This window comes from Mycolicibacter nonchromogenicus, assembly GCF_002101775.1.
Taxonomy (GTDB): Bacteria; Actinomycetota; Actinomycetes; order Mycobacteriales; family Mycobacteriaceae; genus Mycobacterium; species Mycobacterium nonchromogenicum.
In genome coordinates this window covers 31667-51136 of the sequence record NZ_LQPI01000023.1, presented here as the reverse complement: position 1 = coordinate 51136, position 19470 = coordinate 31667, and the positions used below count along the sequence as shown (strand labels likewise).

Genomic DNA, 19470 nt, shown 5'->3' with positions numbered 1-19470 from the left:
TCGCTGCCATGTCCGATCCGAAACGGCCTGACGCCAAGCGACGTCCCGCGACGTCGCGGCCGGGCCGGGGCGGGGAGACCGGACGTGCGCGTCCGCGCCGGGTGTCTCCGGTGCGGCGCGCGGCGGGCACCGCGCGGACCCCGTCGCCGTCACCGGTCGGTGCGGTCAAGCGGGCCATCGCGGCGGCGGCCGAGCAGAGCTCGGAGCTGCGGGTCGGCTTCACCGCCCGGCGCGCGGTCATCATGGCCGCGGTGATGTGTGTGCTCACGCTGACCCTGGCCGGGCCGGTCCGAACCTTCTTCGCTCAGCACGCGGAGATGAAACAGCAGTCCCAATTGGAGACCACCCTGCACCACCAGATCAGCGACCTGCAGCAGCAGAAGGCCAACTTGGAAGACCCCGCGCACATCCGGGCGCAGGCCCGCCAGCGGCTCGGCTTTGTGATGCCCGGCGAGATTCCCTACCAGGTCCAGCTGCCCGCGCCGCCCGAGGAGCCGGGTGAGCCGGGCGCCGAACCTCTGGCGGCCCCCAGCGGTGATCCCTGGTACACCGCGCTGTGGCACACCATCGCCGACGCGCCGCACCCGCCGCCGGCTCCACCTGTGCCGCCCGAGCAACTGGTTCCGCCCGCTCCGGTGGTGCCCGTTGGTTGATCCCGCCGACCTGGAGGTGGTGGGCCGGCAGCTGGGCCGAGAGCCGCGCGGCGTCCTGGAGATCTCCTATCGCTGTCCCAACGGCGAACCCGCTGTGGTCAAGACGGCTCCGAAGCTGCCCGACGGCACACCGTTTCCCACCCTGTACTACCTGACGCACCCGGCGCTGACCGCTGCGGCCAGCCGACTGGAATCCTCAGGCCTGATGGCCGAGATGACCGCGCGGCTCAAGCAGGATCCCGAACTCGCGGCCGGCTACCGGGCCGCGCACGAGTCCTATCTCGCCGAGCGGGATGCGATCGAGACGTTGGGAACCACGTTCACCGGCGGGGGCATGCCCGACCGGGTGAAATGCCTGCACGTGCTGATGGCCCATTCCCTGGCCAAAGGCCGCGGCGTCAACCCGTTCGGTGACGAGGCACTGGCCATCCTGGCCGCCGAGCCGGCGATGGCCGGGATCCTCCGGCCGGAGGACTGGCTGTGACTCGCCTCGCGGGAATCGACTGCGGCACCAACTCGATTCGCCTGTTGATCGCTGAACCGGTCGACGGCCGGTTACGCGACATCCACCGAGAGATGCGCATCGTTCGATTGGGCGAAGGAGTCGATGCGACAGGACGATTCGCCTCCGAGGCGCTGGAGCGCACCCGAGCGGCACTGGCCGATTACGCCGATTTGCTGGTGGCGCACGGTGTTTCCCGCGTGCGGATGGTGGCGACCTCGGCGACCCGTGATGCGGCCAACCGCGACGTGTTCTTCGACATGACCGCGCAGGTGCTGGGTCGCGCCGTCGACGGGGCGATCGCCGAGGTGATCACCGGGCACGAGGAAGCAGAACTGTCTTTCCGCGGTGCGGTGGGTGAATTGGACGCCGCCGAAGGACCGTTCGTCGTGGTCGACCTCGGGGGTGGGTCCACCGAGGTGGTACTCGGGAATCCGGTCGACGGGGTGTCGGCGAGTCACTCGGCCAACGTCGGCTGTGTTCGGCTGACCGAGCGGTGCCTGCACTCCGATCCGCCGACCACCGAGGAGGTCGCCGCTGCGCGTGACGTGGCGCGCGAACTACTGGGCGCGGCAGTGCAAGCCGTACCGGTGCAGCATGCCCGAACCTGGGTGGGGGTGGCGGGCACCATGACCACACTGTCGGCCCTGGCGCTCGGCCTGTCCGAATACGACTCGGACGCAATACATCTGTCGCGGATCGGCTTCGCTGACCTGGCGGTGGTCTGCGATCAGTTGATCGGTATGACCCACGCCGAGCGGGCCGCCCTGGGCCCGATGCACCCCGGCCGCGTCGATGTGATCGGCGGCGGGGCGATCGTGGTCCAGGAGCTGGCCCGCATCTTGGCGCAGCGCGCCGGAATCGAGGAGTTGGTGGTCAGCGAACACGACATCCTGGATGGCATCGTGTTGTCGATCACCGACTCCGCTTAGCCGGTCACTGCTTGCTGGTCCTGCGCCTGGTGGTCCTGAGCTTGCTCGTTCTGAGCTTGCTCGTTCTGCGCCTGCTGGTCCTGCGCTTGCTGGTCCTGTGCGTGGTGGCCCTGAGCTTGGTGGTCCTGCTTCCAGACAACCTTCTCGACGCCGGCGGCATCGCGGTAGACAACGCTGTCCGGCGCAGTGCCATTCTTGACGTCGAAGTAGATTCGGCCGCTGGCCTCGCTACCCGGGGCGATCGGCGCGTTGGGCAGGCCGTCGACCTCGTTGCCCTTCATCACCGCAAATGTCGAGCTGTTGACGGCGCGGGCGTTGAAGTCAGCGATGTTCGGGGTCGGAGAACCGCTTACCGCCCTGGCCGTCACCTCGGAGTACCAGATGCCGTCGTTGTGTCCGCTGGGTTGCAGGTTCTCGACGGTGTAGTCGATGGCTCCGCCCGGGCTCTGAATCTCCTGCTCCTGGCCGAATTCGACTACTTGTGGGTCCGCTGAAGCCGGCGCCGCCACCAGCAATCCGGCCGTCGCGAGGCCACCCGCTGCTGCTATTGCCGTCTTCTTGATGTGGGAGAACACGGTAAAACTCCTTCCGATTGGTTCTCCCAGGCATATCCGCGCCGGCGGAATTCAAAACCTCAAGAATTCACACCTCGAAGCGGTAACCCATGCCGGCCTCGGTGAGCAGGTGTTTGGGGTTTGAGGGATCGTCTTCGAGTTTGCGCCGCAACTGCGCCAGATAAACCCGGAGATACTGCGTTTCCTTGGCATAGGCCGGACCCCATACCTGGGTGAGCAACTCCTCACGGCCGACCAGCTTGCCCCGGTTGCGCACCAGCATCTCCAACATGCCCCATTCCGTCGGGGTCAGGTGCACTTCGCCACCGTTCTTGGAGACTCGCTTGGCGGCCAGATCGACGGTGAAGGAGGCCGTTTCCACGGTCGGCTGATCAGGTTCTGCGGTCGCGGCGTAGCGTCGGGCAGCCGCCCGCAGCCGAGCCAGGAATTCGTCCATCCCGAACGGTTTGGTCACGTAGTCATCGGCACCGGCGTCCAGCGCCTCCACTTTGTCGGCGGAGTCGGTACGGGCAGACAAGACGATCACCGGCGCCGTCAGCCAACCGCGCAGCCCCGCGATGACTTCGATGCCGGAGATGTCGGGTAATCCCAGATCCAAGATCACCACGTCGGGACGCTGTTCGGCCGCCGCGCGCAGTGCACCACTGCCGGTCGCCGCGGTGACGACCTCGTAGCCGCGCACCGACAGGTTGATCTTCAGCGCACGCAGTATCTGCGGCTCGTCGTCGACCACCAGAACCCGTGTGCGCATATCAGCTCTCTCCCGCCGGGGTGGCCAGGTCAACCACCATTGTCAACCCGCCGCCCGGTGTTCTCGTCGCCGAGATGGTGCCACCCATTGCCTCGGTAAAACCCCGTGCCACCGGCAGTCCCAGGCCGACACCGCTGGTGTTGTCGCGGTCGCCCAGGCGTTGGAACGGGTCGAAGACGTGCGCCTCGCCGCCTGGGGGCAGTCCGGGGCCCTCGTCGGCGACGTTGATCAGTACCCGCTCACCCACGTGGCTCGCGGTCACCCGGACCGGGCTGTCGGGGGCGTAGCGCAACGCATTGTCGATCACGTTGGCCAGCACGCGTTCCAACAGTCCGGCATCGGCCATCGCCACCGTCGAACCGACCTCGACCCTTATCTGGTCGAGGCCGCCGCGACCGAAGGTGTTGCTGCGCTTGCCGATTCCGATCAGAGCGCGCTGCACCACCTCTTCGAGGTACACCTTGGTCAGCTCCGGCCGGACCACACCGGCCGCCAGTCGCGAGGAGTCGAGCAGGTTGCCCACCAGATCGGTGAGCTGGTCGACCGATTCCTCCACGGTGGCCAACAGCTCGGCGGTGTCGTCGGGGGAGAAGTCGACGTCGTCGGCGCGCAGGCTCGACACCGCCGCTTTGGCGGCGGCCAGCGGGGTGCGCAGGTCGTGGCTGACCGCCGACAGCAGGGACCGGCGCAGTTCGTCGGTTCGCATCAGCGCCTCGGCCCGGCCGGCTTCGGCCGCCAGCTCCTCCTGGCGAACCAGCCCGGCCGCCTGCCGCGCCACCACCGACAGCACTCGGCGGTCGCGGGAGGCCAACTGACGGCCGACCATCAGCATCCAGAACTCGCCGTCGCCGACATCGATCGAGGTGTCGGCGAGATCCACCGAGGTGCAGGGCATCTCGCCGACCGACGCCACGACACCGGGGACTCCGGTGTCCTTCGCGACCCGGACCAGGCTCACCGCCCGTTGGGCGTAGGTCTCGCGCACCCGCTCCAGCAGGGTGCCCAAGTCGGCTCCGCGCAGCACCGACCCGGCGAACAGGGTCATGAGCTCGGCTTCGCGAGAGGCCCGGCCTGCCTCCCGAGTTCTTTTGGTCGCACCGTCGACCAGGGCAGCCACCGCTACGGCAACCAAGAGCAGCACGGCCTCAGTCACCGCGGCGTCGATTTCGGCGATGGCGAAATCGCGGCGCGGGTAGAGCAGGAAGTAGTTCAGCAACAGCCCGGACAGCAGCGCGGCGAGCACGGCCGGGGCGATACCGCCGAGCAGTGCCACCAGCAACACTCCGACGAAGAACAGTGCGCTGAGCCCGGTCTCGAGATGGCGGTCCAGAAGTCCTACGGTCACCGCGCACATGGCAATCGGCACGACGACGGCGGCCAGCCAGGACAACAGCCGCCGGTCCGGCGGTGAGATCGACAGCGTCCGGAAACGCCGCTTGGCTTCCTCGTTGGTGACGATGTGCACGTCGATGTCGCCGGAGCGCTGCACCACCGCCGCGCCCACGCCCTCGTAGAAGATGCGCGCCCAGCGGGATCGCCGCGAGCTGCCGATCACCAACTGGGTGGCGTTGACGTCACGGGCGAAGTCCAGCAGCGCAGTCGGTACGTCGTCACCGATCACGGTGTGCAGCGAGGCGCCCAGGCTGATCGCCAGCTGGCGGAGCTTGGCCACCCACGGGGCCGAGGCTCCCGACAGGCCGTCGCCGCCCAGGACATGCAGGACCAGCAGTTCACCGCCGGCCCTCGACGCGATCCGGGAGGCCCGGCGCACCAGCGGTTCAGACTCGGGGCCGCCGGTCACCGCGGCCACGATCCGCTCGCGCGCCTCCCCGGTCTGGGCGATCTTCTTGTCGGCGCGGTCGATGCGCCGTTCTTCGCGTGGTTGTCCAGGCGACCCGGCCTGTCTCACGACGCTCACCAGTCCATCATTGCGGCAACCGATGGCATCAGCCAGCGGCCACAGGCCGCACCATCACGGTGGGTTTGAAGCCGTACTTCGGGTTGCTCAGACTTGAGCCGCTGCGGCCTGCCGATGCCGTGGCCGGCACACCCGCACCCACCGTGTTGACCGCGCCGCCTTCCTCGGCGTCGGTCCAGCCGTGGCTGACTAGCGTGGCGGTGGTTTCGGGGATCGATGTGGCCGTGGTCGGGACGGCAGCCGGCCAGCTCGACGGCACTGACAAACCGCCCACCGGGACGGCCCGTCCGGTACCTGCCATGACGGGAGCGCTGTCGGATGCAGCTGCGACCGAGTCCACCAGGGTCGGTGAGGTCGCCGTCGCCTGGGTGGGCCCGGTGGCGATGGCGATCGCGTTGGAGATGGCGGCGAAGCCGTGCCAGGCACCGACGTTGCTCAACGCTGCGCTGTACGTCTGCAGTCCGTTCCAGAAGCCGATGGACTGGGTGGAGTTGATGAAGTCGGCCACGAAGCCGGCGAGTCCGCCCTCAGCCGGCTGGGCAGTAGCCGTGGCCGGCCCCGCCAGGGTCTGCATGGCCGTGGACAGTCCGGAGACCAACTGCGACAACCCTTCTTGCGCGTTGCCGGCGGCGGCCTGGGACACTGCAGCGCCTTGACCGGCGATCCCGGCCGGGTTGGTGCTGGGCGCGGGCGTGTCCAGCGGCTGCAATGCCCCGGCTCGCGCTGAGGCGGCCGCGTAGCCGTACATCGCGATGGCGTCCTGTGCCCACATCTCGGCGTACTGGGCCTCAAGCTCCGCGATGGCCGCGGTGTTGAACCCCAGGAAGTTCGTCGCCACCAGCGTCGCGAGCTGTGTCCGGTTGGCGGCCACCACCGCCGGGGGGACCGTCATCGCGAGCGCCGACTCGTAGGCGGCGGCCGATGCCGACGCCTGAGCGGCGGCGTGTTCGGCGGCGGCTGCGGTGGCGTGGAGCCACGTCACGTAGGGGCGGGCCGCGGCGGCCATCGCCGTTGCGGCCGCGCCACGCCACTCTTCGTCGGCGAGCCTGGAGATCACCGACTCGTAGGCGGCCGCGGTGGTGGCCAGTTCGGCGCCCAGGGAGTTCCAGGCCGTCGCGGCAGCCGTCATCGGCGCGGCCCCGGCGCCGGAATACATCCGCGCGGAGTTGATCTCCGGGGGCAGTGCTGCGTAATCCATATAGTGGGAATCCGTTTCCTCTAGTCGATCTCGGCCGGTGCTGGCGCCGCTAGACGATCGGCTTGCGGGGCATCACGACCGGCTTGACGCCGTAGCGCGGCCGGCCGAAGCCATAGCCGCCGCGGTCTGCCGCGGCTGCGGCCGGCACCCCGGCAGGCACTGTGGCGGCGCCGTGCGTCTGGGCGGTTGCAGATGCGACCAGTGGACGCGACTCCGCGGCTGGTGGGGCTTTGGCGGCCCAGTTCGGTGGTGCCGAGAGCTTGGTTGCCGGCGCGCCCTGGCCGGCTGCTGTGGCGGCCGGGGCGGCGGTGCCCCCGGGCCTGGCCTGGGAGACGAGATTGCCCTCCGCCGCACCGTCGCCGGCGCGGGTGATGACGCCGGGCGGGTTGGTGAAGGGGCCCGGGTCGAGGCCGATGAACTCCGAGGTGGCCGAGCCGAAATTGGTGGCCTGCATCGCGACGTAGATAAGGGAGTTGCTGACGACTCCACCCAGCCCGTACCGCAAGTCGATGGCCGCCCCGGAACCCACCGTGCCCGGGTCCGCGGCGGTGCCCAGACCCGCCGTCGTGGTGGCCGCCGCAGAATTGGCGGCCTCGGTCTCCCCATAGGAGTCGGCGCTGGCGCGCAGGGTGTGGATGAACATCTCCTGCATCGCCGCCGCCTGCGCGCTGATCTGCTGGTACAGGGTGCCGTAGGCGGAGAACAGGGCAGCCTGCAGAGCGGAGACCTCATCGGCGGCGGCCGGGGCCAGCGAGCTGATCGGGCCGGCCGCGGCCGCGTTCTGGGAGTTGAGTGCTCCGGTGATCGTCTGCAGGTCGCCGGCCGCGGCGGCCAGCGCATCGGGATGGGTGGTCAGGAACGACATGAAGCTCCTCGTGCGATACGAGCCGGGCCCCCAGCTGGGCCCGGTCAACGCTCCACCCTTTCGTCGGGATTACGGAAGAATTGCGCCGTTAACGGGTTCTTAACGGTCTGGTGCGGATTATTGACGGTTTGCTTTCGGGGTCCGCCGGAGTCGATTGCGGTGCTCGGGGCGGGCGCTGGGGCGGGCCCGGCCGTGGTGCGCCTGCTGATCTCTTGGCCTTCTCGGAGTGCCGGTGGGGCGCCGGCGCGGTCGCCACGTTAGATTCGCCGCGAGCCCCCATAGCCCAATTGGCAGAGGCAGCGGACTTAAAATCCTCTGAACTGGGCGTTTGTTGTGTTTGGTGTTAACGGTGGCGGTTGACGATCTTGCTCTGACCAGCGAGTTCAACGTTGGCGGCGTTGGTGAGCGGCGAGGTGAAATGGAACTACTGCGGTATGTACTGCGGTATCACCGTTCGGTGCGTCTATGGTCACTAGCGCGCAATGGCAACAGGGTGCACTGACACGACAGGGAGGGACTTCATGACTCAGCAGCAAGACGCCGGGGCGGCGGACTTCCCCGGCTACGCCGCATTCCTCAGCCGGGACGACCTGGCTGCGTACGGCGACAACGCCTTGCTGCTCTTCGTTGCGCAGTTGAAGCTCGGTTTCGACGATGTGGACACTTTCGCGTCCAACAGCCTCACCGACGGCAGCAACGACAAGAAATGCGACCTCGTAGCTGTCGTAGGGGACACGCAACGGGTGATCCTGGCTCAGGGGTACATGTCCACTAAGGACGAGGTAGGCGAAGCGCCGGCCAATAAGGCAAGCGACCTGAACACCGGCGCCAGTTGGCTTCTCGCTGGCGAGTTGGACAAACTCCCTGACGGACTTCGCAGCGCGGCTCAGGAGGTTCGCGACGCTATAAGTGACGGCGAGGTTCGAGAACTTCAACTTTGGTATGTCCACAACTGCCATGAGTCCAAGAATGTCGCCGTCGAGTTGGCCCAAGCGCAAAAGACAGCCGACGGCATTCTCAAGCGCGACTTCCCCGATGTCGACGTCGATGTGTCCGCAATTGAAATTGGTCGTGAAGGCCTCGAAGAGGAGTACGCCCGGATTCAGGCTCCGATCCTCGTTTCAGATCAGTTCACGTTCAAAGTTCCCGGAGGCTTTGAAATTTTCGGTGAAGACTGGAGCGCGTTCTCGACTGCCGTTGACGTCGCCGACTTGCGGTCGCTTTGGACGGAGCACAAGACCAGACTGATGTCACCAAACATTCGTGACTACCTCGGCGTCGTGCGCTCGAACGGAAATATCAACTTCGGTATCAAGGAGACCGCGAAGAGTCAGCCAACAAACTTTGCGATCTTCAACAACGGGATCACCGTTCTTGTGAACGAGTACGAATTCAAGGACGACGGCGCGTCGATGGAGCTACGAATCAAGGGCGTCGGCATCGTGAACGGTGGGCAGACCACTGGAGCGCTGGGCAGCCTCGACGAGACCGAAGCGAGTTCCACCACGGGCGCCGTCGTTATGGCTCGTTTCGTCAAGTGCACCAACACATCGGTCCTCGGCGATATCGTCAAATACAACAACACGCAAAACAAGGTTGAAGCAACCGACTTCCGTAGCAAAGACGACGTCCAGGAGAGGCTGCGAAGGGAGTTCGACGCCATTCCAAACGCCGACTATCGCGGGGGGCGGCGAGGCGGCGCCACCGATGCAATCCAGCGCATGAAGACGCTTGTGCCCGATTCTCCCGTTGCCCAGTCGTTAGCGGCTTTTCATGGCGAGCCAAACCTTGCCTATAACGAGACGCGGAGCATTTGGGACAATGACGCCGTCTACTCGCGCATATTTCGCGACACCGTCACCGCACGCCACATCGTTTACACCTACAGTCTCCTCAAAGCTGTGGAACGGGAGAAACAAAACATCCTGGGGATCCGGGAAGAATCCCGGACGGACGCACAGAAGCGACACGCGGCCTTCTTCAGCTCACGGGGATCGAATTACCTGCTAGTTGCGGCGATTGGTTCGTGCATTGAGACGGTCCTCGAAGTCGCTGTAGCGAACCGCTATTCGCTCCGTTTCAAAGAGAATCTATCTCCGATCGACGCCGTGGAAACTTGGCAACCTGTTGTCGCCCTGGCCACGGCGTTCTCAGGCCATCTATTGCCAGCGACGGATCGCGGTCTCAAGGCCCAAGAGCGAGTCAAGAATGCGATTGAGGCATTCAGTTCGATGCTGGAGGCAATCCGGTCCGCCAACCCGGTACCGTTCGATGGGCTTGCCGAAGCGACCGAGGCGGCGCCGACCGTTTGATGGCGGGCGCGATTGAAAGTCGCAAGCGTGGCCGGTTACTCGAATGACGTTGGACGGCCAACAAGGCCGGGCGTGTAAGCGGCGGGGGGACGGAAGTAGCCTCTCGCGCGCCCACCAAGCGACGAAGCGAGTTCTCGGACGGGTTCCGCCTACGGTGTTGACCACGCCCGAGGGCTCGTCGGTATGAGTTCCGGATGGAAGACACGGCGGAGGCGCGCGGCCAACCGTCCATCGACGTTCTAACCCGCGGTGGTGACGGGTGCGTAGCCGCGAATTCCGGCCGCCGACGACCGTGTCAATGCCCGCAGACATTGAGATCTGAGACATGCGGTGTGAGAAAGGAAACGAGACGGGGCCGACTTGGGATTACGTGGTGGGGAGTAGTGACTTGAGGGCCGTCTCGTTTCTCTAGAATCGAGACGGACAGATTGCCACCGCTACAACTCACAGTCGCCAGGCGCGAGAATCGCGGCCTGGCGTCTTCGTTTATCTGTCTACTTCGGTGTGGAATTGCGGGCTGAGGCTGACTGCCCTCCGGGGCGCACGCGTCGATGGGCCTTGAGAAAGTCGTCGGCGATGTTTTCGCATTGGTGCCGGCTCATAGTGCGGAGTCCGGTCATGCGCGCGAACGCCAGTGGTCCGACGAGTTGGCACATGGCGAGTTCGACGTCGAAGTCGTCCAGCTCGTCGCGCGCTTGGGGGCTCTGCAGGATGGTGTCGAACGGCTGGCGGTATTGGTCGACCACCCTCGTTCGCAGTGACTGCGTGTGGCCGGCGTCGTCACTTTCGGGCGACGAAGGCCCTAGTGACACCCACGCCAGGGTGGTGAGGTGAAGGGGTGCGTCGGCGAATAGGGACGCCTGACGTGTGAGAAGTTCGATCAGCTGCTCCCGCAGAGGAAGTGAGCTCGGCAGCGGCGGGGTGACTTGGGGTAGGAGTCGCTCGAAGGTCGCGGCGAGAAGGTGCGAGGAACTGTTGAAATGGCGGTAGAGGGTGGTTCGCGCAACCTTCGAGGCCTTGGTGACCGCGTCGATCGTCACCGCCTCGACTCCGCCCGTGCTGAGCAGATCGGCGGCGGCGTCGAGTAATCGTGTTCGCGACCGGGCCCGACGGGGATCGGGGTCGTCTCCGTCGGGCGGCGAAGCGTTGTTCATCGCCCTATCCGTCGACCGGATCGTCTGGTCATTCCGACTCGCATCGCGTTATGGTACCAACGGTAGCGTAGCGATACTGTGCGTCCCGCCGTGATCGTTGCCCATGGCAGCGTCCGCCCCGGGCCTGCCCTCACAGGCCGAGGATTGCCGATGACGACAACCGGATCGATCAAAGAGGATCGCTGCGCCGAGTCGATTCGTAAACGCGAGATCATCCTCGACTGCGCCGCAACAATCGCCTCGAGTGGCGGCTACAACGCGGTGAAGATGCGCGCAGTTGCCGATAGCGCCGGGATAGCGGTCGGCACCCTTTATCGCCTCTACCCATCGAAGGCGCACGTACTGGTGGCCATCCTGGCGCGTGAGTTCGAACGTATTGGAGCCGAACGGGATTGGACCGCCACAGCGGGATCATCGTGGCTGCGGGTGGAGCACTTGAATGCGCGCCTCTGTCGAGAATGGCATACCAGGCCGGCGCTGACGGAGGCCGTGACCCGCGCGTTCGTCTTCGCCGATGGCAGCGCGAGCGCAGAGGTGGACCGCGCGGAGGCGGTCATCGAGCACCTGATCGGGCTGGCGATCGCCGGCGGGGAACCGAACCCGAGGCACCACCGAATCGCCGCCATCGTCGGCAACGTCTGGCTCGCCAGCCTGGTCACATGGGTCCGGCACGGCACCTCCGCCGAGGATATCGCCGTCCGACTAGAGCGCAGCATCGGATTGATCATCAAGAACGCAGAGTCGCGACAGGCGTGATCGGACGGCCATTTGGACAGAACGCTACTATCGGTAGCGGAGCGATACTGTTAGTATCGTAGGAACCAATTGGCGGCGAGAGGCGGTCTGATGATCACCCAGTGGATTCAAGCCTGCGAGGTCCAGCGGGTCAGCTTGGTCGGCGGTCTGGTGCTCAATCTGGAGGACTACAACGAGCTGGTCATAACACGACCACTGCGCTTGTCACTCCCCCCGGTGGGTGCGCATCCGGCCGAAGACGTGCTCGTTGATCCGAATGACGTGCCGAATTTCCAGCGCCCGCTGCTGAACTTCGCCGGGAGCGTCTGCACGCGCGCCAACTGCGACGACGACGGCACTCTGCGTGTCGAGTTCTCAAACGGCTACGGCTTCACCGTAGCGGCCGATGAGAGTTTCACGGCCTGGGAGTTGTACGGCAAGCGCCACGGTTATATGGCCTGTCTACCCGGTGGCCGGGTTCGCGTCGTGCGCCATGATCTACCCGAAGATGACCTGGTGTCCGAGCGCCCTGCGGTGCGCCCTTGAGCGCCGACGATAACGAAGCGGACGCGCCCAACGACGACGCCGCTACCCGGGTGCGCGAACGCGCCATCTCGGCTGCCAAGACCTCCGGCGAATACAGCGAGCGTCTCGGCGCGCTGGCTCGTTTCACCGTGCGGCACAAGGCGTTGGTGATTGGCGCCTGGGTTGGACTGGCGGTGATTCTGGCCCTGCTGTTCCCGCAACTGGAAACGGTGGTGCAGAAGCAGTCGGTGCAGCTGATCCCTCGCGACGTCGGGTCCTTCCAGACCATCGACCGGATGAGCGAGGCCTTCGGCGAGCAGGGCTCCAAGACCATGTTGTTCGTGGCGATGGAGGACCAGTCCGGCATGACGCCGTCGGCGCGGGAACGCTATACCGATCTGGTGTCGCGGTTGCGTGCCGACACCGAGCACGTGCTGCTGGTTCAGGACCTGCTGGCCGATCCGGTGACCGCTGCTCAGGCGCTTAGCCAGGACGGCAAGGCCTGGTATCTGCCCGTTGGGGTGGCCGGCACGCTTGGTGACCCCGCTGCCGCCGAGTCGGTTACCGCGGTCCGCGCCATCGTCGCCGACGCATTCGACGGATTCTCGACGACGGCGAAGGTCACCGGTCCGCCGTCGACGTTCAGCGATCAGATCGCCGAGGCCGAACACGATCTGCTGTTCATCTCCATCGCCACCGCGGGTTTGATCGCGCTGATCCTGCTCATCGTCTACCGGTCGGTGTTCACCGCGCTGTTGCCCCTGCTGGTGATCGGCATCAGTCTGGCTGTGGGGCGGGGCGTGCTCTCAGCGCTGGGCGAGCTGGGCATGCCGGTGTCGCAGTTCACCGTGGCCTTCATGACGGCGATCCTGCTAGGCGCAGGCACCGATTACACCGTCTTTCTCATCAGCCGTTACCACGAACAGCGCCGGGCGCAGGTCGCCCCCGATCAGGCTGTGGAGCACGCCACCGCCAGCATCGGCCGCGTCATCCTGGCCTCGGCCGCCACGGTCGCGTTTGCGTTCGCCGCCATGGTGTTCGCCAACTTGAGCGTGTTCGCCGGGATGGGACCGGCCTGCGCGGTGGCCGTCCTGGTCGGGTTCGTCGCGACCGTGACACTGTTGCCGCCGGTGCTGTCGCTGGCCGCGAAACGCGGTATCGGCGAACCCAAGTCCGACCGAACCCGGCGTTACTGGAACTCGGTGGCCGTGGCGGTGGTGCGCAAACCAGTGCCGCTGCTCCTGGTCAGCCTGGTCATCCTGCTAGCACTCTCAGCGGCCGCCATGACGACGACATTGAGCTACGACGACCGCAAAGGACAACCCGACACCACCGCCAGCAACGAGGGCTATCAGCTGTTGGACCGGCACTTCCGCAAGGACGTCGTCATCTCCGAATTCGTCGTCGTGGAATCCCCGACCGACATGCGCACCGGCAAGGGACTGGCCGACCTCGACGAGATGGCCTCGCGCATCGCACAGATCCCCGGCGTGACGAAGGTCTCCGGGGTCACCCGCCCCGCGGGAACCCGCCTGGAAGAAGCCCAACTGGGCTGGCAGAACGGACAAATCGGCGACAAGATGGCCGGCGCGGTGGACGACGGCAACGCCCGCAAGGACGACCTGGCCAAGCTCACCGGCGGCGCGGACCAACTCGCCGGCGGCCTCGCCCAACTCGACACCACCCTGCGGACCGCGCTGACCCCACTGACCGGAATCCTCGACCAGGCCCAGACCGCCGGACAACAGGTGGACCAGTTCCGGCCGCTACTGAACCAACTCTCGGCCACCGCACCTGCGGTCGACCGGGCGCTGCGTTCTGGCCCGGGGCTCCGCCCCCTCGCTGAGCAGGCCGACGGCGCCATCGCCACCATCGACCCCCTGGTGGGCGCCTTGAACACCTCGCCGTGGTGCGCGACCACACCGCAGTGCGCCCAAATCCGTGACCAAGTCCAAGTCCTCGCGACGCTGCGCAACGCCGGGTTCTTCACCCAGGTCGCCGGGCTCGGCGATCACCTCGGCGAGAACGCATCCGTGGCCGACACCCTGGCCGACGTCCAGACCGCGGTCACCTCGCTGGACAACGCGTTCGGCGCACTCGGCAACCCCGCCGACCTGGCTGGCAACGTCCGGCGACTCCAAGACGGCATCAGCCAACTCGCTTCCGGCGCCCAAGCTCTGGCCACCGGTGTGCACACCCTGGCTGACAGCAACATCGAGATGCTCAGCGGGATGAGCCAGATCGCCACCCAGCTGCAGAACTCAGCGCGCGCCAGCACCGGCTCCGACACCTCCAGCGGCTTCTTCCTGCCGCCCAACGCCTTCGAGAACCGGCAGTTCGCCGACGTCGCCAAACAATTCCTCTCCCGCGACGGCAAGACCGCCCGGTTCCTCATCGAATCGAGCAACGACCCCTACAGCGCGGCCGCCATGAACTTGTCCCACGAGATGGTCGCTGTCGCCGAGGCCGCCCGACCCAACACCTCCCTGGCACAAGCCCGCATCTCGGTTGCCGGATTCCCGGCAGTCAACTCCGACATTCAGCGCCTCCTAACCGCCGACTTCATCCAACTGGCCGCCTCCACCCTCCTCATCGTGGGTCTGATCCTGGTGTTGCTGCTGCGCGCACTGCTCGCCCCGCTCTACCTGCTGGGCACCGTGGTGCTCAACTACACCGCCTCACTGGGCATCGGAGTGCTCGTCTTTCAATGGGGACTCGGCTACGAAATCGCGTGGCCAGTACCACTGTTGGCGTTCATCATCCTGGTCGCGGTGGGCGCGGACTACAACATGCTCCTGGTATCCCGGCTCAAGGAGGAATCCACCCGCAACATCCGCGTCGGGGTCCTACGAACCGTGGCCAGCACCGGCTCGGTGATCACCTCGGCCGGCATAATCTTCGCGGTCAGCATGTTCGGGCTGATGGTCGGCTCCATCGCCATCATGATCCAAGCCGGATTCATCATCGGCTGCGGCCTGCTGCTGGACACCTTCATCGTGCGCACCCTCACCGTCCCCGCCATCGCCGTCCTGCTCCGCGAGGCCAGCTGGTGGCCGCAACGCCCCACCAGCAGACGCACTGGCTAGCGTCGACGCAGGGGCTTACGGCGCGCAGCGACGAGAAGCCCCAGACGGATGATGAGCGGCTGGCACGGCGTTGCAGCACTGAGGTGGGTTGAACTCCGCATGGGACCAGGTATGCCGCCCCATTGCAGTCGTAGCCTTGCGTTGTGCAGACCCCTTCGTCAATGGCCTACCACCGCTGGCGTAAGCGGATTTGCATACACCAGCCCAGCGGGTGCTGCGGTAGACACCTGCGAGTGCGTCGAGGGCTGAAATTGAAAGACGGAGTGCGTGTCCAGACCTCGCATTCCTCGCGCGACTCATGGCGGCTGGCTGTGCTGTCTCGCTGATTGCGAAGAGAGCCAGGAGCGTGTTCTCCATGGCACAGGTGAGGTCTTGATCCTCGCCAAACGGCGCCGCGCCCGGGGTCTACGTCACGCGAGACTGTAGTGGCTTCAGGCGCGGCGGGGGATTGGAGAGATCCCATCCCCCAGCTTCGTGCTTCGGGCGTCGCGCGGGGGCCAATGCGACGCCATTGAAAGTCACCGCCCGGGCGTCAAGACCTCCTTTCGTCCGGCGATTAGTGGCCGGCAAGGGGCCAGAATGCAAGAGGTGTGTGGATCGGGTGGTCGAGCACGCCGGGGAGACGCTTGGGGCAGAGGCATGGCGCCGAGGCCTAGTCGGCTGGAACGTTCAGTGGGTCGACAGGCCTGGCGGCGTGAAGATTCGGATCATGGGCGTTCGTCGGCATGAATGTGGCTGTGGTCGTGGACCGATCCGTCCGCACGTTTCTATGTTCAACGTATGAACTCGAATGAGAAGCTTCGGGCTCGGTACCGAGCCCGTGAAGCGCAGCGGAAAATGAACGAAGAGAGGGCTCGGCGTCAGCGCGCCAATGCCGATGCTGCCGCGACGATTCGACTGACGCTGCACCGAGTTGGGGCTGTCGATACCTGGGAACGGGTGCGACTCGATCAGGCGCAGGAGCGTGTCCGCGCTGAGGGGGCTAGAAGGCGTGCAGGTTACCTCGCCGGCCTGCAGGCTGCCGTCGAGCAGATGAGGGACCGGGGCGAGACTTTGGCCAAGATCGCTGCGCTCGTCGATGTCGATGTTCGCGAGATCAAAGTCGCGCTGCGCAGGGCTCGCACCGCAGACGATGGAGGACGCGGGATGGCGGGCATCTCGGGCGCGGGTACGCGGTCTGCTCGCTCCGTGCCGCGAGGCGGGGATTTCGAGAGCAGAGACCCACTGTCCGACAACGCCGATCGACGTTCCTCCAGCGGTGACGACAACGGCGCCGGTTCCTACGACCCGACTCGGTGTGTCCGCTGCGAGGCAGTGATGCTTGATCTTGACGACGGGCCGCGACGCGGACGTCGTCGGCTGTACTGCTCCGACACGTGCCGACGTGACGCCTCGGCGGCGCGTACGGCCGCAGAGCGCTACGGGTCACCCATACGAGTGGTCGAGGTGCAGAAAACCGTTGCCTCCTCTAAGTCGACCGCGGCGTCCGCGAGGCCGGAGCTGGCGCCCATCACGCCGCTCCACGCCGTCGACATTTTGCTCGAGAACGACGAGGCGCTGCACGCGTTGCTAGCGCGCGTGACAGAACAAGCGCGACTCAAGAAACTGGATCGCCCGACACTGACGGCCGCGAGAGAACTCTCGAAAGCCGTTCATCCGTTACGTAGTTGATGAGATTCTCGCCCACGTACCAGACGGCAGTCGCTCAGCGTGTCCTGCGACGGCGGTGTCTTCGGCTGGCAGGACTGCATCCGGTCATGCTCGCGACGGCACGACCGAGGCTATGAATGGACCATCCGGCGAGTTCGGCTGCCAGGTCCTCGATGTCCCACTCCAGCTCGTGAATTGCCGATCGACGCTTGGCCTTGATCATTTCGCTTGCGTCGTCGTGGTGGGGTCGGATCCGGTGTTGGCGTTCATAGCCATCAATAACGGTGTCGATCACGTCGTCGAGCGTGGTGATCAAACGAGTCGCGGCCATGTCCGCGTTCTCTGCGATGTACTCGTCGCACTCGTCCTGGGACCAGGATGGCGGGAATCGCAAGTGCGATCGGAATAGGTCCCTGATTGCTTTGTCGAAGTCGCCGGAGAACTGGATGTCGGGCCAGTCCTCAACGGTCTCGTCGGCCAGTTTCTTCACGTCGTCTTCGAGACTCACGACCATCGCCTCCCGGTTCCATCTCCGATGATGCTCGCCGGCACCGACAAGACAGCGCATTGTGTGCTGGCGGTCGGTGACTCAGGAGGCTTCTATGGCCAGGTCTTCGGCAGTCTCTCGAGTAAGTGAGTCCGGCGCGATCTCCGCGTTGGCCAATCCGATGCGGCTATCCCGTAGCAGCGAGGGGCGCGAGGGTTGCGAGGCTTGATCTGCCGACACATCTTGGGCGGGCGGGTGAACGGTCCACAGCAGCACGTTCCGGTGGTTCCGCGCGCCATCGTCTTCGATCACCCAGCCAAGGCTTCGAAGCGCCGGTGCGTGCCGCTTTAGAAGTGCTGTGACGTCCCGACCGTTCCTGGGCCACTCCTTGGGCCTTCGCCAGGTGTCGCTGGCCGGTGTGACTGCCGCCAGCAGGTCCGCTCCAGATCCCGCGATGAGTGGTTCTTGGATGTGTTGGCGTAGCCGTTCGATGAACGGGTCGGCGGACAGACTGTCTTCGGAGAGTTGGTTGGCGCGCGACAAGTAACGACGGAAGCCATTGGTCGACAGAATCTCGTCAACGGCCGCCAGCGTGCGACTGAAGTCCGCCATCCGGGGCGACACATCGACCGAGATGGTCTCGAGCCGTTGATGGACTTGGGCGGCCAGGTCGAGTAGCCCACTGAGAATGCCTGGTAGAGCCGTGCGCCACTGGTGTCGCATCGTGGCCTCTGGTTGTCGCATGTGGCGATCAATGCGTCGCAGGTCGACCGTCGCCAGTCGTTCTGCAAGGTCGGGTCGCACCGCGCCGACGTCGATGCCGTTGATGATGACGCACCGACGGAACTTGATGACCGCTAGGTCGGCGTCTGTGTACAACGCTCGTTTGACGTTGCCGTCGCCCGTGGCGGCTCGGCACAGCGAGTCCGACAGCCACGGCGGGATGGCCGACAAGTTGTCGAGCGCGACTACCCACGACCCGGATGCCGCGGTCACCCAAGAGTCAGCATCGCGCGGCGCTTGGCGCAACGGGACGGGGGAGGGGTCGATCAGATCGACCAGCATGCGCGTCGTCGTGCTCTTGGCGCTGCCTTGTTCGGCGAAGAGGGCCAACACAGGATGCGGGACATCGCACTGGACGAGCGCGGCGACGAGCACCGCGACGAGGACGGGTCGGTCCTCGACGTTGATGTTGACGAAATCCCAGAGTCGATTCAAATCACCCACCGACGGCAGTGGCATCGCAGCCGTCAGCTTGCTTCGCAGAAAACGAACCGGGGCGGAATCGGTGATCATCCAACGTCCCTGGGCGATGCGGATCACCTTGCCGTCAGGTCGTCCGGTATCGATGTAGTTGGTGCCGTCCAGTTCTGCGACGCGCAGATGCAATTTCTCCGGAGCCTTGCTGGCGGCCATGCCCTCGAGGATCAACGTGGCGTCGGTGAGTGCCTGGCCGCCGGCGACAGTGCCGGTGTCGTGGAAGTAGCGCGAAGCAAGTTCGGCACGCAGGCCGGCCTTGCCAGCGCGAAGCAACATCGCCAGGTGCGGCCGCGTGCGTTCGGCGCCGAAGGGTTCACCGTCCTCGGAAACGCCGAGGAGATAACGCTCCTGTGCCATGGCTACCAAGCGCGCGGCTACCGACTTCTTGTCCGTCTCGCCATTGGCGGTCACGGGTTTTCCTGCCCGAGGCGCTTCTGTCGTCGGGCAGAACAAGTTACTCTCATGACGAACTTCCGTGTCGAGCGATCGGGTGGTTCAACGAAAGGCCTCGGCTAGTCCCCGAGGTCTTTCTCGTGTTCGGACATCACGCGGCGTCGCCGCCTCCGCGTCGCGTTGCCGTCTCGCGCTGCGAGATCCAGCGCAACACCTCATCACGGCGGTAAACGACACGCCGTCCCAGCGTGAAGCTTGCGGGGCCGATATCAGAATGGCGCCAGTAGCGCAGGGTGCCGATCGGGACACCCGTCATCTCCGAGACCTGTTTTGCGTCGAGCAGTTCCATGCGATTCCTCCTGAATCGAACATCTCCGTTAATGGTCTAAGAGTGCGAACGGTCTCGGCTTCTTGTCCACCACCACAGTCATATTCGTTTGCAATCTGCTCGTGCTCTGTCGAGTCGCCGCTCCA

At 65.6% G+C, this 19470-nt stretch carries 15 protein-coding genes and 2 pseudogenes; 8 read left to right on the top strand and 9 right to left on the bottom strand.

Annotation, left to right across the window (positions count from 1 at the left end; translation table 11 throughout):
- The first annotated feature begins 8 nt into the window (after window positions 1-8).
- The 3 genes from AWC18_RS02610 to AWC18_RS02600 are packed head-to-tail and all read left to right on the top strand — an operon-like array spanning window position 9 to window position 2087.
- Window positions 9-653 carry an FtsB family cell division protein gene (locus AWC18_RS02610; protein ID WP_064997175.1) on the top strand — a complete coding sequence of 215 codons (645 nt, stop codon included), beginning with the start codon at window positions 9-11 and terminating at the stop codon, window positions 651-653.
- Window positions 646-1137 carry a DUF501 domain-containing protein gene (locus AWC18_RS02605; protein WP_064997176.1) on the top strand — a complete coding sequence of 164 codons (492 nt, stop codon included), beginning with the start codon at window positions 646-648 and terminating at the stop codon, window positions 1135-1137. The genes AWC18_RS02610 and AWC18_RS02605 overlap by 8 nt, the downstream gene beginning before the upstream one ends.
- On the top strand, window positions 1128-2087 hold the full coding sequence (locus AWC18_RS02600) for a Ppx/GppA phosphatase family protein (RefSeq protein ID WP_109470312.1): 960 nt from the start codon (window positions 1128-1130) through the stop codon (window positions 2085-2087). The genes AWC18_RS02605 and AWC18_RS02600 overlap by 10 nt, the downstream gene beginning before the upstream one ends.
- A 128-nt stretch (window positions 2088-2215) precedes the next feature.
- Here the strand turns inward: AWC18_RS02600 and AWC18_RS02595 are convergent.
- From AWC18_RS02595 to AWC18_RS22170, 5 genes and pseudogenes are all read right to left on the bottom strand, one after another.
- Window positions 2216-2662 (bottom strand): annotated as a pseudogene (locus tag AWC18_RS02595) (DUF1942 domain-containing protein); the annotation flags it as partial.
- A 67-nt stretch (window positions 2663-2729) separates the two neighbouring features.
- Window positions 2730-3413: a response regulator gene (locus AWC18_RS02590; RefSeq protein ID WP_085137468.1), complete on the bottom strand. Its 684-nt coding sequence runs from the start codon at window positions 3411-3413 to the stop codon at window positions 2730-2732.
- A 1-nt stretch (window position 3414) separates the two neighbouring features.
- A pseudogene (locus tag AWC18_RS02585) lies at window positions 3415-5271 on the bottom strand (ATP-binding protein); the annotation flags it as partial.
- 88 nt (window positions 5272-5359) lie between these two features.
- Entirely contained in the window at window positions 5360-6529 is a 1170-nt protein-coding gene (locus AWC18_RS02580) for a PPE family protein (RefSeq protein WP_064997179.1), read from the bottom strand.
- 49 nt (window positions 6530-6578) lie between these two features.
- Window positions 6579-7394 carry a PE family protein gene (locus AWC18_RS22170; protein WP_064997180.1) on the bottom strand — a complete coding sequence of 272 codons (816 nt, stop codon included), beginning with the start codon at window positions 7392-7394 and terminating at the stop codon, window positions 6579-6581.
- A 521-nt stretch (window positions 7395-7915) separates the two neighbouring features.
- Here AWC18_RS22170 and AWC18_RS02570 point away from each other — a divergent pair.
- Window positions 7916-9706 (top strand): AIPR family protein, encoded by a 1791-nt coding sequence (locus tag AWC18_RS02570; RefSeq protein ID WP_165757968.1) that lies wholly within the window; start codon window positions 7916-7918, stop codon window positions 9704-9706.
- Window positions 9707-10200: 494 nt separating this feature from the next.
- Here the strand turns inward: AWC18_RS02570 and AWC18_RS02565 are convergent, their stop codons facing one another.
- Window positions 10201-10860, bottom strand: a complete 660-nt coding sequence (locus tag AWC18_RS02565) for a TetR/AcrR family transcriptional regulator (protein WP_085137464.1) — start codon at window positions 10858-10860, stop codon at window positions 10201-10203.
- A gap of 150 nt (window positions 10861-11010) precedes the next feature.
- Between AWC18_RS02565 and AWC18_RS02560 the strand changes: the two genes are divergently transcribed.
- From AWC18_RS02560 to AWC18_RS02545, 4 genes are all read left to right on the top strand, one after another.
- Window positions 11011-11616 carry a TetR/AcrR family transcriptional regulator gene (locus tag AWC18_RS02560; protein ID WP_085137462.1) on the top strand — a complete coding sequence of 202 codons (606 nt, stop codon included), beginning with the start codon at window positions 11011-11013 and terminating at the stop codon, window positions 11614-11616.
- Window positions 11617-11706: 90 nt separating this feature from the next.
- Entirely contained in the window at window positions 11707-12141 is a 435-nt protein-coding gene (locus tag AWC18_RS02555) for a DUF6188 family protein (RefSeq protein WP_085137460.1), read from the top strand.
- Window positions 12142-12191: 50 nt separating this feature from the next.
- A complete protein-coding gene (locus AWC18_RS02550) occupies window positions 12192-15206 on the top strand; it encodes an MMPL family transporter (protein ID WP_085137618.1) in 3015 nt (1004 codons plus the stop codon).
- Window positions 15207-15986: 780 nt separating this feature from the next.
- The gene (locus AWC18_RS02545; RefSeq protein ID WP_085137458.1) at window positions 15987-16877 is read left to right on the top strand and encodes a hypothetical protein; all 891 of its coding nucleotides are present in this window, start codon (window positions 15987-15989) and stop codon (window positions 16875-16877) included.
- A 34-nt stretch (window positions 16878-16911) separates the two neighbouring features.
- Here the strand turns inward: AWC18_RS02545 and AWC18_RS02540 are convergent, their stop codons facing one another.
- The 3 genes from AWC18_RS02540 to AWC18_RS02530 all read right to left on the bottom strand — a co-directional run bounded on the left by AWC18_RS02540 (window position 16912) and on the right by AWC18_RS02530 (window position 19345).
- Window positions 16912-17370, bottom strand: coding sequence for a transposase (locus AWC18_RS02540; RefSeq protein ID WP_420093297.1), 459 nt, complete (start codon window positions 17368-17370; stop codon window positions 16912-16914).
- Window positions 17371-17445: 75 nt separating this feature from the next.
- On the bottom strand, window positions 17446-19014 hold the full coding sequence (locus AWC18_RS02535) for an AICE element replication initiation protein (protein WP_085137456.1): 1569 nt from the start codon (window positions 19012-19014) through the stop codon (window positions 17446-17448).
- A gap of 133 nt (window positions 19015-19147) precedes the next feature.
- Window positions 19148-19345 (bottom strand): helix-turn-helix transcriptional regulator, encoded by a 198-nt coding sequence (locus AWC18_RS02530; protein ID WP_085137454.1) that lies wholly within the window; start codon window positions 19343-19345, stop codon window positions 19148-19150.
- Window positions 19346-19470 lie beyond the last annotated feature (125 nt).

Excerpts from the sequence above, each read along its gene's own strand:
- AWC18_RS02580 (WP_064997179.1), bottom strand. The coding sequence starts at position 6,529 with ATGGATTACGCAGCACTGCCCCCGGAGATCAACTCCGCGCGGATGTAT.
- AWC18_RS02570 (WP_165757968.1), top strand. The coding sequence starts at position 7,916 with ATGACTCAGCAGCAAGACGCCGGGGCGGCGGACTTCCCCGGCTACGCC.
- AWC18_RS02555 (WP_085137460.1), top strand. The coding sequence starts at position 11,707 with ATGATCACCCAGTGGATTCAAGCCTGCGAGGTCCAGCGGGTCAGCTTG.
- AWC18_RS02565 (WP_085137464.1), bottom strand. The coding sequence starts at position 10,860 with ATGAACAACGCTTCGCCGCCCGACGGAGACGACCCCGATCCCCGTCGG.
- AWC18_RS02540 (WP_420093297.1), bottom strand. The coding sequence starts at position 17,370 with ATGGTCGTGAGTCTCGAAGACGACGTGAAGAAACTGGCCGACGAGACC.
- AWC18_RS02545 (WP_085137458.1), top strand. The coding sequence starts at position 15,987 with ATGAACTCGAATGAGAAGCTTCGGGCTCGGTACCGAGCCCGTGAAGCG.
- AWC18_RS02590 (WP_085137468.1), bottom strand. The coding sequence starts at position 3,413 with ATGCGCACACGGGTTCTGGTGGTCGACGACGAGCCGCAGATACTGCGT.
- AWC18_RS22170 (WP_064997180.1), bottom strand. The coding sequence starts at position 7,394 with ATGTCGTTCCTGACCACCCATCCCGATGCGCTGGCCGCCGCGGCCGGC.
- AWC18_RS02560 (WP_085137462.1), top strand. The coding sequence starts at position 11,011 with ATGACGACAACCGGATCGATCAAAGAGGATCGCTGCGCCGAGTCGATT.
- AWC18_RS02530 (WP_085137454.1), bottom strand. The coding sequence starts at position 19,345 with ATGGAACTGCTCGACGCAAAACAGGTCTCGGAGATGACGGGTGTCCCG.
- AWC18_RS02610 (WP_064997175.1), top strand. The coding sequence starts at position 9 with ATGTCCGATCCGAAACGGCCTGACGCCAAGCGACGTCCCGCGACGTCG.